The sequence below is a fragment of the Nonomuraea africana genome (genome assembly GCF_014873535.1).
Lineage (GTDB): Bacteria > Actinomycetota > Actinomycetes > Streptosporangiales > Streptosporangiaceae > Nonomuraea > Nonomuraea africana.
Genome location: NZ_JADBEF010000001.1, coordinates 7,665,338 through 7,679,947 on the forward strand (window position 1 = coordinate 7,665,338; position 14,610 = coordinate 7,679,947).

A 14,610-nucleotide genomic window follows, 5' to 3' on the forward strand; every position below is an offset into this window, starting at 1 on the left:
GCTTATGCTCCGGCTCGACTTCCCCGCCGGACATCCAGGTCGATGCCGTCGAGCACGATCTTGTCTTCGTATGCCTTTCGCAGCCCCGAGGCCGCAATCGGTGAACCGTTCATGGCGTCCACCATCGCCGACCGCCCTGATACCAAGCCGTTGCCGTCCTGACGCCGCCGCTGACACGACACCGCATGGTCGACGGCGAGCACGAGGGCTGGTCAGCTGGGTCGAGGACGTCCGTAAGGTTCAGTGGCGGGCTGGAGGAGCGGCAGGAGTAAATGCCGCTGCTGGGGCTGGAGCCGATCGCTGGCGTCGACTACACCGGCCTGCGCTGGGACGCCTCGCCCGGCACCGCGGCGGCGCCGGCGGACGCGGACAGCGGCGGCCGCCAGCTGCCGGACGGCCGGCCCCCGGACGTGGCGGCGGTGTAGGCCTTGGCGGCACTGCCCGGGTGGAAATGGTCACCGGCCGCGCGCGGGCGCCCCGTTCTCGTCCTTGATCTCGACGACGGTGTCTGGCACGCCCTCTGCCACGACCTGGTCGAGCACGTTCTGCAGTGTCTCGTGGTTCGTCATGCCGATGACGCTAGGCAACGACCCACGCGCCCCGAATCTGTCGCGTTACCGAAGGTCCATGCGGGCGAGTTCGTGGCGGGAGGCGGCCCCGAGCTTGGGATAGGCCTTGTAGAGGTGATGACTGACCGTACGGGGGCTGAGGAACATCTGCGCGCCGATGTCGCGGTTGCTCATGCCCGCGGCGGCCAGCCGTACCACCTGAAGCTCTTGCGGGGTGAGCTGCGCCAGCAGCTCGGCGCTTGCTCGCGGGCCGGCGGGGTCTCGCCGGTGGCTCGCAGCTCGGAGGAGGCCCGCTCGGCCCAGGGGGTCGCGCCCAGGCGGAGGAAGATGTCCAGTGCGGAGCGAAGGTGGGGGCGGGCCTCGGCGCGGCGGCGGCCGCGCCGCAGGTACAGCAACTCTGTTCTGGCCTGCTCGATGGGCACCACGCTGAGTCCATGCAGCTGTACGGCTTGCGCGAACAGCCGCTCCGCCTCCTCGCCCTCGGCGATCAGCGCCTGGCAGCGTAGGGCGATGGCGGTGACCCACGGCTGCTCCGTCGTCCGCGCCCAGGCGGTCAGGCGCGAACCGGCTGGGCGGCAAGGTCAGGCCATCCGGCGCGGACGGCCGCCTCGACGTAACTGGCCTGGTGGGCGTAGGCGCGGTTCATGGCGAACGGGCCTGGGATCTCTTCATGTGCTACAGAGACCCTTGGCTGTGCTGGTCCCGGTACGTCTCGAGCAGCCGCAGCCACACCTCGCTGATGGTGGGGAAGGGCGGTACGGCGTGCCAGAGGCGTTCGATGGGAGTTTCGCCGATGATCGCCACGGTGGCGGAGTGGAGGAGCTCGGCGACGCCTGGTCCGGCGAACGTGGCGCCGACGACGGTGCGGCGATCGGGGTCGATGAGGGCGCGGGCTCTGCCGCGGTAGTCCGGGTTGTGCTGGATGGCGCCGGCGACGTGGCCGAGATCGTAGTCGACGACATCGACGCGGCGGCCGGTGCGCCGGGCTTCGATGGTGGTGAGGCCGACACTGGCGATCTCGGGGTCGGTGAAGACGACCTGAGGTACGGCTGCGGTGTCGGCGGTGCCGGCGTGAGGGCTCCAGCGTCCGGTGTCGAGCGGGGTGCCGAAGGCGCGGGCGGCGATGACGGCGCCGGCGATGCGGGCCTGGTACTTGCCCTGGTGGGTGAGCAGGGCCCGCCGGTTGACGTCGCCCGCGGCGTAGAGCCAGTCGCCGGAGGCGGCGGTGACGGTGAGGGTGTCGTCGGTGGTGAGCCAGTCCCCGGGGGTCAGGCCGACGGTCTCGAGGCCGATGTCGCCGGTGCGGGGTGCGCGGCCGGTGGCGAAGAGGATCTCGTCCGCGGTGAGCCGGCCGCCGTCGGAGAGGGTGATGCGGACCTCGCCGCCCGTACGGGCAGCGGTGGCGACGGTCACGCCGAACCGCAGGTCGGTGCCCGCTTCGCGCAGGCGGTCGGCGACGAGTTCGCCGGCGAAGGGTTCCATGTGCGGCAGCAGGCGGGTGCCGCGGGCGAGGAGGATGACCTCGGTGCCGAGGGCCTGCCAGGCGGTGGCCATCTCGGTGGCCACGACGCCTGCGCCGACGATGACGAGTCGTCCGGGCGGCTGCGGGGCGCTGGTGGCTTCGCGGCTGGTCCAGGGGCGCAGGGCGGCGAGCCCGGGCAGGTCGGGGAGGGCGGCTGTGCTGCCGGTGCACACGGCCACGGCGTGCCTGGCCCGCAGGTGGACGGTGCCGCCGTCGGGGGTGGTCACGGCCACGCGTCGTGGCCCGTCGAGTCGGCCATGGCCGCGTTGGAGGTCGATGCCGGCCGTCTTGAGCCATTCGACCTGGCCGTCGTCGTTCCAGTGGGCGGCCATGCGGTCGCGATGCGCCAGTACGGCGGCGGTGTCCAGCGGTCCGGCGGCGGCTGGGTCCAGGCCGGGCACTCGGCTGGCGTCGGCACGCAGGAGTGCGGGCCGCAGCAGGGCTTTGCTCGGTTCGCAAGCCCAGTAGGAGCATTCGCCGCCGACGAGCTCGCTTTCCACGATGACGGTGCTCAGGCCGGCGGCGGTGGTCCGGTCGGCGACGTTCTCACCGACCGGGCCGGCCCCGATCACGACCACGTCATAGGTACGGGTGTCTTCGGTGGTCACTGGTCCTCCATGGTGTGGCCGTGTCTCGGGTATGCCGCTGGTCAGCGGCCGGGTAGCCGTTGGGTGATCTCCTGCAGGAACCAGCGGTTGCCGTCGGGGTCGTCGAACGAGGCGAAGGTGCCGTAGCTGGCGCGCTGCGGGTGCAGGCCCATGACGCGGCCGGTCTCGCCGGCCTGGTGGAAGGCGCCGGTGGCGTCGTGGAACGGGCCGGTGACGTCGACGCCGCGGCCCGCCAGCTCCTTGTGGGCCTGCTCGATGTCGGACACGATCAGGTGCAGTCCCTGGACCGTGCCGGGTTCGGCGTCGGTGAGGCCGTCACCGAAGATGATCGAGCAGGCCGAACCGGGGGGAGTGACCTGAATGATCCGGTAACCGTCGTTGATGGGGAAGTCCGCGTCGAGGCGGAAGCCCAGCTGCCGGGTGTAGAAGTCCTTGGCGCGGTCGGTGTCGGATACGGGCAGGACGACGACTTCGAGCTTCATGTCCATGGTCGTGATCTTTCTTTCGCGTCGTGGGGCTATCGGGTGGCGCGTGCGGCCTTCTCGATGACGCCGGCCACGGTCTTGGGCTGGGAGACGGCGACGGAGTGGGAGGCGCGTACTTCGACGGAGTACGCGTGGGCGCGCTTGGCCATGTAGCGCTGGACTGCGGCGGGGATGTTGAGGTCCTGGGTCGTGATGATGGCCCAGGTGGGCTTGTCCTTCCAGGCGGCGGCCTCGGTCTTCTCCTCCAGGGCGGACTGGGCGATGGGCCGCTGGGTGGCGGCCATGAGGGCCGCGGTGCCGGCCGGTACGTCGGCGGCGAACTGGTGGTGGAACTTGCCGGGCTTGATGTACAGGTCGGTTCCGGTGGTGCCGTCGGGGAGGGTGAAGGGGGTGGGGTCGAGGGCGCCGGGGAGGGTGGAGCCGGGGAATTTGTTCGTCAGCTCCAGGGCGGTCTCGCCGGGGGCGGGCAGGAAGGCGGCGACGTACACGAGGGCCTTGACCTGAGGGTCGTTCGCACCGGCGACGCTGATGACCGAGCCGCCGTAGGAGTGCCCGACGAGGATCTTGGGTCCGGCGACGTGGTCGAGGACGCTGCGGAGTGCGGCCGCGTCGTTGGCCGGTCCGCGCAGCGGGTTGGCCGCGGCGACGACGGGGTAGCCGTCCGCGCGCAGCTCTTCGATCACCGCGTTCCAGCTGGAGGCGTCGGCGAAGGCGCCGTGCTCCAGCACGATGGTCGGCTTGGCGGGCTTGTCCGCCGCGAGGGCGGGCGTGGCGACGGCGGTGGTCAGGAGACCGATCGCGACCGTCGACAGGGCGCCCAACATGAGCCCCCGGCTGCGTACACCCTTGCTGCTGACCACGAAATTCCCCTTTCAGGAGGCTTCAGATGTCTGACGCCATCACTGTTGTCTGGGAAGGACCGCGGTCACATCCGTCACTTGACGGTCAGTCACGGCGAGTCAGCCGGGCCGTCGTTCGGTGCCACAACTGCGCTGGTCGGCGGGCTTCCTGGCCTTCCGTGGCACTCGTGTGCGCGCCTCAGCGCGTTAAGCCATTCAACTCATCAGTCTGTGACGTGAGCACGGGCGGCACCGCCTGGCCGTGGGCCGCGAGCTGCGCGCATGTCTCCGCATGCGGTCCGCTGACCTGCGCCGCGGCGTGTGTGACGTGCGCCCGGAGCGGCTCGCCGGTGCTGACCGTCAACTGACTGATGTGCCGGGTCCCGGCCGCGAACGACAGTGAGACGCACCGCAACAGCCGACGACCCGGCACATCAGCGAGAGGAACGTCATGAAACGCCTTCTGATCATCTTTGCGGCCGGAGTGTCGCTGGCGGCGGCGGCGTGCCTGCCGGCCGCGGCTTCGGCCGGCACCACGCGCTCCGCCGCCGTCTCGTTCACGTGCTCGTCCATCTCCGTGAATGCTCCGGAGGGCACCACGGTGGAGTCCGTGACGGCGGTGAGCCGGGAGGCGGGCACCGTGACCGTCCCTCCGGTGCCGCCGTTCACCAACGTGGTCGAGATCCCGGACGTGCCGGCCTACTGCGATGTCACGGTCACGCTCACCCACCCGGGCGTCGGCGACCACGCCAAGGTGCGGATCTGGCTGCCGGAGACGGGCTGGACCGGCCGTTTCCAGGCGTTGGGCGGCAGCGCCTTCGCCGCCGGCGACTACGGCGCGGGCCTGGCCGGCGCGATCAAGAGCGGCTACGCCGCCGCGACCACCGACGCCGGCGTCGGCACGTACCTGGACACCGGCTGGGCCCTGAACAGTGACGGCGAGGTCGACACGGCGCTGCTGAAGAACTTCGCCGACCGGTCCCAGCACGAGATGGCGGTCGTCGGCAAGCAGGTGGTCAACGAGGTCTACGGCAGGCCGGTCTCCTACTCGTACTGGACCGGCTGCTCGACCGGCGGCCGCCAGGGCTACATGGAGGCCCAGCGCCACCCCGGCGACTTCGACGGCATTCTGGCCACTGCTCCGGCGATCAACTGGGACGAGTTCGAGGTCGCGACCCTGTGGCCGCAGGTGGTGATGAACGAGGAGAACACCTTCCCCTCCCCTTGTGAGTTCAGCGCCTTCAACGAGGCCGCCGTCAAGGCCTGCGACCCGCTCGACGGCGCTCCCGACGGGCTGATCGGCGACCCCGCCACGTGCACCTTCGACCCGCGGAAACTCATCGGCAAGAGCGTCGAATGCGACGGCGAGCAGGAGACCATCACCGCGGCCGACGCCGCCGTCGTCCGCAAGATCTGGGACGGCCCCCGCACCCCGTCCGGGAGAAAGTTGTGGTCCGGCATCCCGATCGGAGCCGGCTTCGACCTCGCCGGCACCCGCGTCGACGCGGACGGCAACCGGGTGGGCGCGCCGTTCCCCGTACCGGCCACCTGGGTCTCGACGTTCCTGAAGCGGCAGCCCTCCTACGACCTCTCGACGATCACCTACGCCGAGTTCGCCAAGCTGTTCGAGCAGTCCCAGGCCGAGTACGACGCGATCATCGGCACCGATGATCCCAACCTGTCGGCGTTCCGCAGGTCCGGCGGCAAGCTCCTCACCTGGCACGGCCAGGCCGACCAGCTGATTCCCGCCCAGGGCACCGTGGACTACCGCCGGCGGGTGGAGCTGGCCATGGGCGGTGCGGCCCGGGTCGACGACTTCTACCGGCTGTTCCTGGCGCCGGGCGTCGCCCACTGCGCCGGCCCCACGAGCACCGGCCCCGCACCCACCGACGCCCTCGGCGCCCTGACGGCCTGGGTCGAACAAGGCAAGGCCCCGCAGACGCTGAGCGCCGCCATCACGGACTCCTCCGGCAAGACGGTGACGCGCGAGTTGTGTCGGTACCCGTCCGTCTCCCGCTATACCGGCCACGGCGACCCGGCCGACGCCGGCAGCTACTACTGCGCCCCCGCCCGGCACTGACAACCGTCCACTCTTCTGGAAAGACCGCCAATCATGAAAGCGTCATCCCTGCTGAAGCTGTACCTGGGCCGTGGAGTCCTGGCCGTGGCGTGGGCCGCGACGTTCGCCTCCGCGCACGACTCCATCGACACCCTCGCGATCACCTTGCTGGTCGTCTACCCGCTGATCGACGCGGTGTCGTCGCTGATCGAGCTGCGTGCGGTCCAGGACGGATCAGAGGGTCGCCTGACGCTGTTCAACGGGGTGCTCAGCACTCTGGCCGCCGTCGGAGTCGGCCTGGCGGGGGCGGGCGGGGTGGCGGCGGTGCTGCACGTGTTCGGTGCCTGGGCCGTCGTCTCCGGCGCGGCGCAGGTGCTGGTCGGGCTGCGGCGGCGCGGCCCGGAGCTGGGCAAGCAATGGCCGATGCTGATCGCGGGCGGTCTGTCGTTCCTCGTGGGCATCTTCTACAACATCCAGGCCCTGGGGGACGACGCCTCGCTCGACGTGCTGTCGGTCTATGCCACCGGCGGCGGCGTGTTCTTCATCATCCAGGCCGGGCTGCTGGCCTGGCGTGCCCGCCAGCGGCACACGCAGACCGTCTGACGGCACTCTGGGCTCGGCCCGATCCGGCCGAAGGGCAAGGCCTCCACTGCGCTGCGGCGCAGTGGAGGCCTTTTTGTGGCTGGATGTACGTTTCCCGCCTGCGGGGGGACGCCGACATCGGCTCCCTCGCGTGCGGCGCTTCGTGGCGGCTCGCGGAGGGCGCGGGTGCGACACGGCCACGAAGACACCGACAGCCTGCCGGATCGCATCCGGCAGGCTGTCGCGAAATCGCAGGCAGTGGGCTGGCTGTCGCGTTCGTCAGAAGTGGTCCACGTCGACGACGGCCTGGGCGAAGGCCGTGGGCGCTTCCTGCGGAAGGTTGTGGCCGATACCGCGAAGGAGGCGGTGTTCGTAGGCGCCGGTGAACATGTTGCGGTACGACGAGCCGTCGCCCGGCGGCGCCGTGAAGGGGTCGCGCTCGGCGTCAAGGGTGATGGTCGGCACCTTGATGACCGGCCGATCGGCGAGCCGCTGCTCCAGACCGTCGTAACGGCGCTCCCCGTCGGCCAGGCTCAGCCGCCACCGGTAGTTGTGGATCACGATGGCGGCGTAGTCGGGGTTGTCGAAGGCCGCGGCCGTACGCTCGAAGGTGGCGTCGTCGAAGTCCCACGTCGGGGAGACCGTGTCCCAGACGAGCCGGTTCAGGTCGTGACGCTTGCTCTTGTCCTCCATGGCCTGCCGCCCCCGCTCGGTGGCGAAGTAGTACTGGTACCACCAGGCGTATTCCGCCTTCGGTGGCAGCGGGGAGAGGTTGGCCTCGAGGTTCGTGATGACGTAGCCGCTCACCGACACCAGGGCCTTGCACCGCTGCGGCCACAGAGCCGCGATGATGTCGGCGGTCCTCGACCCCCAGTCGAAGCCGGCGAGCACGGCCTTGTCGATCTCGAGGGCGTCCATCAGGGCGATGATGTCGAGCGCGATCGCCGACTGCTGGGCGTTGCGGAACGTCTTCGAGGACAGGAACCGTGTCGTGCCGTGACCGCGCAGGTAGGGAACGATCACCCGGTAACCCTGCGCCGCCAGCAGCGGAGCGACGTCGACGAAGCTGTGGATGTCGTACGGCCAGCCGTGCAGGCAGATGACCACGGGCCCGCCGGCCGGGCCGGCCTCGGCGTAACCGATGTCCAACAGCCCGGCCTTGACCTGCTTCAGCGAGGCGAAGGACGTGTGCGTGCCGGGCGTGACCGCCGGCAACGTCGGGGCCGCCCCGCGCGTGGTGGCGGAGGCGGCCGGGAAGGCCTGCAAGCCCGCCAGCGAGGCGACGGTCGCGCCGGTGGCCAAACCGACGGCCTTGCCGAAGGTGCGCCTGTTGATCATGTGGAGTCCTCCGTGTCGTGTCACAGGGAATGCGGCATTTCTTACTGTTTCGGGCAGGGGGAATCCGACACATCAGTCAGATGACGGTGAGACATGGCGAACGGCAGCCGTGCCGGCCACACGAAACTTTCTCCCCGGGCCTGGTGTCCGGGCAGACCTCGCCGGACCAGCGACGCAAGGCGGACAGGGACATTCAGTCATTCGACTGTTCCCGCCCGGGCGCATCCGGACAATCCTTGATCAGACCTGGTCCTGAGCCTTTCGGAGGATCCGTGAACCCCACTCCCGTCGTCTTCATCCACGGTGCGTGGCTCCACGCGTCGTCGTGGGAGTCATGGAACGAGCGCTTCTCCAGTTTCGGGTTCGCCGTCTGCGCGCCGGGCTGGCCGGGAGAACCCGCCACGGTGGGCGAGGCCCGCCGGCACCCCGAGACGCTCCACGAGCTGGGGCTCGAGGCGCTCACGAATCACTACGCGCGCATCGTCCGTTCCTTCGACACCCCGCCCGTGATCGTCGGCCATTCGGTGGGTGGGCTCATCGCGCAGCACCTCCTCGGCACGAACGCGGGCCGTGCCGCGGTCGCCATCGCCCCCACCCCGGTCGATCACGCGACCGCCCTGGCGCCCGGGCAGCCGTGGCCGGTGTCGATGGACGCCGGGAGGTTCCGGCGGCTGTTCGCCAACGCGGTCACCGAGCAGGAGTCTGCCGAGCTGTTCGAGCGCCACGTCGTTCCCGGGTCACGCCGGCTGCTGGCCGAGCTGGGAGACGGCGGTGCCGTACGGCACCCGCGGGCGGTCGTGGACCACGGCAACACCGGCCGCGGCCCGCTGCTGCTGATCTCGGGACAGGAGGACCGGCTGGTGCCCGACCACGTCACCCGGGCCGTGTACAAGTTGTACGGCGACTCGACGGCCACCAGCAACCTCAAGCAGTTCCCGGACCGGGCCCATTCGCTGGTCCTCGACAGCGGCTGGCGGGCGGTCGCCGACTACGTGCTGGTTTGGCTCGCCGAGCAAGGGGTGCGCGCCGACCCGTCAAAGTGGTGAAGGAGGCTCACACGTCGCCACCGGCGCCGGTCTTGCCCAGAGCGTCGCGCAGCGCGGCCCGGGAGGTGATGCGCAGTTTCGGGAAGACGCGGTAGAGATGGGAGCTGACGGTGCGCGGGGACAGGTGCATGCGTTCGCCGATCTCCTTGTTCGTCAGCCCGCTTGCGGCCAGCTCGGCGATGCGGCGTTCCTGCCAGGTCAGCGCGGTCAGGGACGCCAGCGAGGCGCGGGCGGGCGCACCCGAGGAGCGCAGCTCGGCTTGGGCACGTTCGGCCCAGCCTTTGGCGCCGAGCCGTTCGAAGGACTCGGCGGCGCGGACCAGGACAGGCCGTGCGGCCTTGGGCCCCTGGATGTGCCTGAGCCGGACGCCGTGGGCTAGGCGGATGCGCGCCAGCTCGAACGGGAAGCCGGCTCCGGCCGGGTGGGCCTCGGCCCGGGCGTACATGTCCTCGGCCTCCTTCTCGTCGGCGGCCGTCATCGCCAGGGCGCCGTACGTGATGAGGGCCAGCCGGGGGGAGACACCGGGCAGGCCGGCGTCAGAGGCGGCCTGGGCGTGCCGGCGGGCCTGCTCCAGGCGCCCGGTGTGCACGGCGGCCTCGACCAGGTCGAGCAACGTGCGTGAGGCCTGGTGGGCGTAGCGTTCGAACGATCCGGGCGGCGTGATGCCGATGGCGTACAGGTAGGCGGCTTCGTAGTCACCTTCGCTCAGGGCCGCCGCCGTGCCGATGGCGTCGGCGATCTGGGTCAGGAATCCCACGCCGCGCGGGCGGGCCCAGGCGTCCAGGACGGCCTGCAACTCACGGGCCCGTTCGACCTGGCCGCGCATGGCGGCCAGGAGCCCCAGGTAGGCGCGGGTGTGGTGGGTGAACAGCGCGTTTCCATGGGACGTGGTCAGCTCCAGCGCGCGTTGTCCCGTACGTTCGGCGTCGTCCCACTCGCCGGCGGCCAGCTGGTCGAGCATGATCAGGTGCAGCATGGTCATGCCGGTGGCCACGGCGCCGGTCTCCACCTCACGGTCGACGGCCCGCTGCAGGAAGGGGCGGTACTGGCTCAGCGTGTCGACGTGGTAGGCGGCGACGGCCAGGCGCGAAACGTCCCACGGTTCCAGCTCCGAGACGCCGGCGAAGGCGCGCTCGACGCGCTCGTGCACGCCCGCGCCGTGACGGACGACGTCGCTCCACGCGTCGCGGTAGATCGCCGAACGTGTGTCGACTTGGTCCCCCAGAGAGTCCATGAGCTGCTCGGTGCGGTCCCACAGCGCGGCGTCGCCGGCGTACTGGCTGATGGCCAGCAGCACGTTCACCAGCCGGGTGAGTACTTCGGCGGGCTCGTGCGCGCTGTCTTTTCGCAGGCTCTCGATCGCCGCCGCGACGTGGCGATGCGCGGAGCGTACGTCGCCGTCTTCGTACAGGGCCACGTAGGCGGAGGTCACGACCGTGGCGGGGGACTCGCTCGCACCCGGCGGCAGGTCCGAGCGGACGAGTTTCTGCGCCTGGTCCAGGAGCGCGGCATGTCCGGCGATGAAGGCGGCGTCGCCGAGCCGCCTGGAGCGGTCGGCGGGGGTCTCGCTCAGCTCCGCCGCGCGGGTCAGCCAGGCCACGGCCGCGACCGCGCCGCCGCGCCGGGTCGCCGAGTCGGCCGCGGCCTCCAGCGCGGCGGCCACCTCCTCGTCGGGATCCACGATCGAGGCCGCCAGGTGGCGGGCGCGCCGCTCGACGTCGTGGCGATGCACCCCTGCGAGCTCGGCGTGTGCCGCGCGACGCTGGTTGGGGGTCGCCAGCTGAACGACGGTGGTGCGGATCAGTGGGTGCCGGAAGACGAGGTCGCCGGTGGCGGGGTCGGTGTCCAGGAGGCCCGCCGCGACCGCTTCGTCGGCCTCGCGCATGCGGTAGCGGGCGCCGGGAGCGCTGTTGCCGCCCGGTCCCGCCCCGACGCCGTCGAGGGCGCCGCGCAGCAGTTCCTCGCGCACGGGAGCGGCCAGGCGTTCGATGCGGATGCCGTAGACATGCTGCAGACGGCGCGACAGCGGGATGTTGCCGAATCCGAGGAGTTTCTCGGCCGTGCGGCCGGTGTGGCCGCCGTTCAGGTAGGTGGGTAGCTCCAAGAGCGCCAGGGGGTTGCCCATGGCGTGCTCCATGACGATGCGCCGGGTCTGCGTGTCGAGCTGCGGATGACGCAGGTCCAGCAGTTGCCCGGCGGCCTCCTCCGACAGGGCCGCCACCGGGAGCTCGGGAAGCGCGGCCGTGTCGAACCGCGAGCCGACGTCGGACCGTATGGCGATGAGCATCTTCACGGAGCTGCCGGTGAGCCGGCGCCCCACGAACCCGCACACCTCGGCGCTGGAGGCGTCCATCCACTGACCGTCGTCGAGCAACAGCAGCAGCGGCTGCTCCGACGCCGCCAAGGACAGCAGGTCGAGGACGGCGATGCCGAGGGACATGACCGACGGTGCCTTGCCCTCGCGCAGCCTGAAGACGACGTCGAAGACGGCACGGTGGGCTTCGTCGAGCCCGGCCGAGTGGGGCAGCAGCGAGTACAGCAGCTGGTGCAGGCCGGCGAAGGGCAGCTCCGCCTCCGCCTCGACCCCGGCGGCGCGAATCACCCGGTGGTTCTCCGGGGCGGCGAGGCCGGCCACGTAGTCGAGCAGGGCGCTCTTGCCGACCCCGGTCTCGCCCCTGAGGATGAGGGCCTGCCCCCCGGTGGCCGTCATGAACGCGGACAGTTCCCCTTGGACGTCATCCCGGCCCGCCATTGTCGAGACGAGCGACTCCACGCTTCCCTCACTCCTTCAGGTAGGGCCGATCAGGCCCGATCCGCGAGCGCCGCCGCCGTCTGTTCGACGAGGTCGACGCCTTCCTGCAGCGCGCCACCGACGAGGGCCTGCTGCGCTCCGACCCGCCCGGCTGGGTGACCGGGGTCCTGCCACCGCTGATGGAACACGCCGCCGAGGACCTGTCCGAGCTGAGCGCCGCACAGGCCGCCGACGTCGTGGTCGACACACTGCTGCGAGGCGTCGGCACCCCGCAGGCGCGCTGACCCTGCGCGGTGGTGGGCGTGCAGGGCCCGCGACAGGCGGTCTTGACGGCAGTGATCATGGATCTCCTTCGCGTACGATGCGGCCGGGCAGGCTCGACCTCAGGCAAGCCCGCCCCGGTGCGACCCTAGGCACCGCCTGCATGCGAACGGTTGACGACGCGTATACACGCCATGGCAGGGCCGCTCAGGAGTGGCCGCAGCACTTCCCGCCCCCGACGTTGACAGTGTGCGTGCCCGGCGACAGCGGGGTCGTGACGGCGGTGTTCATGTGTCTCCCTTGGACGCCTGTGTTATGGGGTGTGCTGTTGTGCGAGGCCGCCGCAGGCGAAGCCCGCCTCGCGCGCGGGATCGAGCTCGATCTGGCCGAGGTTGGTGGTCTCCATGGGCCTTCGGAGGGTCTCCAGCTTGTCGCAGTCGTACAGGACGTACGTGCCGTCGCTCTCGCCCAGCAGCATCATCCAGCGGCCGTCGTAGAGCGGCTTGTCGTCCTCGGCGCTCTTGACCACCGCCCACTGATCCTGGAAGCCCACGGCGTTCAGCAGTTCGTTGGACTGGCCGCTGTTCTGGACGTCGATCGCGCCCTCGACGAGCCCCAGGATGAGCAGGAAGCCCAGGCCGACCCCGGTCAGGCCGCCGACGAGCACCTTCGTCCCGGCGCGCCCGACCGGCTTGTGACGCAATAGCCGGAACGGGATCAGGAAGGCCAGCACGCCGAGCCCCACCGCGATGACGACCATGATGAACAGGTCCAAATCGCCGAAGAGGTTGAAGAGGCCCCAGTACGTAGCCCCGCACCACAGTGCCGCCAGCGCTGCGGCGATCCAAGGCTGCTCCCTGATCCTCCGGACGAGCCTGCCCGCCGCACCCCGGGTCATCCTGTCGGCCAGCCAGCCCAGGCCGACGAAGACGCCGAGCAGCGGGACGGCGACCAGCAGGAGCAGGACCAGGGTGCTCGTCATACGGCCGAGCAGGACTGCCTGATCGACGCCCACCTGCTGCGGGTTGACGCCGAAGACGGCGTACATCTGCTCGATGCCGATGTAGAGGACCGCGTAGAGCGCCACCGCGATCGGCACGACGACGGATCCGATGCGTTCGAGCAGTTCCAGGACACCGCCACCGTCCTCCCGCGTCACGGGGGTGTGGTCATCCGGAAATGCCGGTGTCTGCGGCGGTTCGAGAGATATCGGGTGACTCGACATGGCGTACGACCATAGGCGCCGCCTGCATGCGAAACGTTGACGACGCGTATACGCCGTGGCCGGGCAGGCAGGCAGGCCGCCGCACGTACAGCATGCGAAGTCCGTCAACCGCTGCCTTCGGGTGCCCAGTTCCGTACGGCGGGGGCGTACTCGGCTGGCTTGTCCCCGACCTTGACGCCCGGACTGACCAGCCAGCTCTGATAGTCCGGAGTGAACATTTGGTAGACCGACGGAGGCGGCACGGAACTGGCCTCGTCGAGCTCGGCGCGCAGCTCGGCCGGCAGTTCGAAGTCGAGGGCCACCATGTTGGCGTCGAGCTGGTCCGCGCTGCTCGCCCCGACGATCGCCGAGGCGACACCGGGCTGGGTGGCGACCCAGTTGAGCGCGACCTGGGCCATCGTCACGCCGAGCTTGTCGGCGACGCTCTCGACCGCCGCCAGCAGCCGCCAGTCCCGCTCCGTCCACGAGCGCCCAGGGGAGCCCGCGCCGCTGAGCCGGCCGTCTCCGGCCAAGCCCTGGTCGGCACTCCGGTACTTGCCGGTGAGGAAGCCACCGCCGAGCGGGCTCCATGCGGTGATGCCGAGCCCCAGGCTCTGCCCCATGGCGACGTGCTCCAGTTCGATCGTCCGGTCGATGAGGGAGTAGGGCAGTTGCAGGCTGACCACCGGTACGAGGGAGTGGGCCTCGGCAAGGGTCTGGGCCCGCGCCGCGTACCAGCTGGGCACGTCGGACAGGCCCGCGTAGCGGATCTTTCCGGCCCTGGTGAGGTCGTCGAAGGTCCGCATGACCTCCTCGACGGGGGTGATCCGGTCCCAGGTGTGCAGCAGGAACAGGTCGATGTAGTCGGTGCGCAGGCGGCGCAGTGACGCCTCGACCGCTCTGATCATGTGCTTGCGGCCGTTGCCCCCCGCGTTCGGATCTCCGGGGGCGACGCTGTTGGTGAACTTGGTAGTGAGCACCACCCTGTCGCGCACCTTGGCTTCCGCGATGAGGTTGCCGAGGATGGCCTCGCTCTCGCCGGCGGTGTAGAAATCCGCGGTGTCGATGAGGTTCCCGCCCGCTTCGAGATAGCGACGGAAGATCGGGCGGGCCTCCTCCTCGGTCTTGCCGTACGCGGCGTGGAAACCGCCGGTGCCGAAATTCATCGTGCCCAGTGCCAGCCGGCTGACGCGCAGTCCGGAACGTCCGAGCAGGTAGTAGTGGTCCAGGGACATGAGGGTGTCACTCCGTTCGCAAGCAGATTCGAGGAGGTTGGGACGAACACTCGTCAGCTTGCGCATCTGAAAATGGACTGTCAAGTCCAAAAATGCCCACTAGTCACCAC

The 14,610-nt window shown here is 70.3% G+C and carries 15 protein-coding genes; 5 read left to right on the forward strand and 10 right to left on the reverse strand.

Annotated features, from left to right (window positions below; translation table 11 throughout):
• Positions 1 to 2: 2 nt before the first annotated feature.
• Positions 3 to 203, reverse strand: coding sequence for a hypothetical protein (locus tag H4W81_RS47995; protein ID WP_225958964.1), 201 nt, complete (start codon positions 201 to 203; stop codon positions 3 to 5).
• A 69-nt stretch (positions 204 to 272) separates the two neighbouring features.
• On the opposite strand from H4W81_RS47995, the gene H4W81_RS36520 reads away from it, so the two are divergent.
• Entirely contained in the window at positions 273 to 425 is a 153-nt protein-coding gene (locus H4W81_RS36520) for a hypothetical protein (RefSeq protein ID WP_192778962.1), read from the forward strand.
• A gap of 189 nt (positions 426 to 614) precedes the next feature.
• Here H4W81_RS36520 and H4W81_RS48965 read toward each other — a convergent pair whose 3' ends face one another.
• The 5 genes from H4W81_RS48965 to H4W81_RS36540 all read right to left on the reverse strand — a co-directional run bounded on the left by H4W81_RS48965 (position 615) and on the right by H4W81_RS36540 (position 4,044).
• On the reverse strand, positions 615 to 743 hold the full coding sequence (locus H4W81_RS48965; protein ID WP_264083216.1) for a helix-turn-helix domain-containing protein: 129 nt from the start codon (positions 741 to 743) through the stop codon (positions 615 to 617).
• Positions 740 to 994 (reverse strand): hypothetical protein, encoded by a 255-nt coding sequence (locus tag H4W81_RS48970; protein ID WP_264083217.1) that lies wholly within the window; start codon positions 992 to 994, stop codon positions 740 to 742. The genes H4W81_RS48965 and H4W81_RS48970 overlap by 4 nt, the downstream gene beginning before the upstream one ends.
• Positions 995 to 1,244: 250 nt before the next feature.
• Positions 1,245 to 2,699, reverse strand: coding sequence for a dihydrolipoyl dehydrogenase family protein (locus H4W81_RS36530; RefSeq protein ID WP_192778963.1), 1,455 nt, complete (start codon positions 2,697 to 2,699; stop codon positions 1,245 to 1,247).
• Between the two features lie 41 nt (positions 2,700 to 2,740).
• Positions 2,741 to 3,181 carry a VOC family protein gene (locus H4W81_RS36535; RefSeq protein ID WP_225958966.1) on the reverse strand — a complete coding sequence of 147 codons (441 nt, stop codon included), beginning with the start codon at positions 3,179 to 3,181 and terminating at the stop codon, positions 2,741 to 2,743.
• A 35-nt stretch (positions 3,182 to 3,216) separates the two neighbouring features.
• Entirely contained in the window at positions 3,217 to 4,044 is an 828-nt protein-coding gene (locus H4W81_RS36540) for an alpha/beta fold hydrolase (RefSeq protein WP_318782233.1), read from the reverse strand.
• A gap of 430 nt (positions 4,045 to 4,474) precedes the next feature.
• Between H4W81_RS36540 and H4W81_RS36545 the strand changes: the two genes are divergently transcribed.
• Positions 4,475 to 6,103, forward strand: a complete 1,629-nt coding sequence (locus H4W81_RS36545) for a DUF6351 family protein (protein ID WP_192778965.1) — start codon at positions 4,475 to 4,477, stop codon at positions 6,101 to 6,103.
• 33 nt (positions 6,104 to 6,136) lie between these two features.
• Entirely contained in the window at positions 6,137 to 6,685 is a 549-nt protein-coding gene (locus H4W81_RS36550; RefSeq protein ID WP_192778966.1) for a DUF308 domain-containing protein, read from the forward strand.
• A 258-nt stretch (positions 6,686 to 6,943) separates the two neighbouring features.
• Here H4W81_RS36550 and H4W81_RS36555 read toward each other — a convergent pair whose 3' ends face one another.
• The gene (locus tag H4W81_RS36555; RefSeq protein WP_192778967.1) at positions 6,944 to 8,002 is read right to left on the reverse strand and encodes an alpha/beta fold hydrolase; all 1,059 of its coding nucleotides are present in this window, start codon (positions 8,000 to 8,002) and stop codon (positions 6,944 to 6,946) included.
• A 272-nt stretch (positions 8,003 to 8,274) separates the two neighbouring features.
• Here H4W81_RS36555 and H4W81_RS36560 point away from each other — a divergent pair, with 272 nt between their 5' ends.
• Positions 8,275 to 9,048: an alpha/beta hydrolase gene (locus tag H4W81_RS36560; protein WP_192778968.1), complete on the forward strand. Its 774-nt coding sequence runs from the start codon at positions 8,275 to 8,277 to the stop codon at positions 9,046 to 9,048.
• A gap of 7 nt (positions 9,049 to 9,055) precedes the next feature.
• Here H4W81_RS36560 and H4W81_RS36565 read toward each other — a convergent pair whose 3' ends face one another.
• Positions 9,056 to 11,821, reverse strand: coding sequence for a LuxR family transcriptional regulator (locus H4W81_RS36565; protein ID WP_318782234.1), 2,766 nt, complete (start codon positions 11,819 to 11,821; stop codon positions 9,056 to 9,058).
• Positions 11,822 to 11,955: 134 nt separating this feature from the next.
• Between H4W81_RS36565 and H4W81_RS48975 the strand changes: the two genes are divergently transcribed.
• On the forward strand, positions 11,956 to 12,084 hold the full coding sequence (locus H4W81_RS48975) for a hypothetical protein (protein WP_264083218.1): 129 nt from the start codon (positions 11,956 to 11,958) through the stop codon (positions 12,082 to 12,084).
• A 290-nt stretch (positions 12,085 to 12,374) separates the two neighbouring features.
• Here H4W81_RS48975 and H4W81_RS36570 read toward each other — a convergent pair whose 3' ends face one another.
• Both H4W81_RS36570 and H4W81_RS36575 read right to left on the reverse strand, forming a co-directional pair.
• A complete protein-coding gene (locus tag H4W81_RS36570) occupies positions 12,375 to 13,220 on the reverse strand; it encodes a hypothetical protein (RefSeq protein ID WP_192778969.1) in 846 nt (281 codons plus the stop codon).
• Positions 13,221 to 13,390: 170 nt separating this feature from the next.
• A complete protein-coding gene (locus tag H4W81_RS36575; RefSeq protein WP_192778970.1) occupies positions 13,391 to 14,500 on the reverse strand; it encodes an aldo/keto reductase in 1,110 nt (369 codons plus the stop codon).
• Between the last annotated feature and the right edge of the window lie 110 nt (positions 14,501 to 14,610).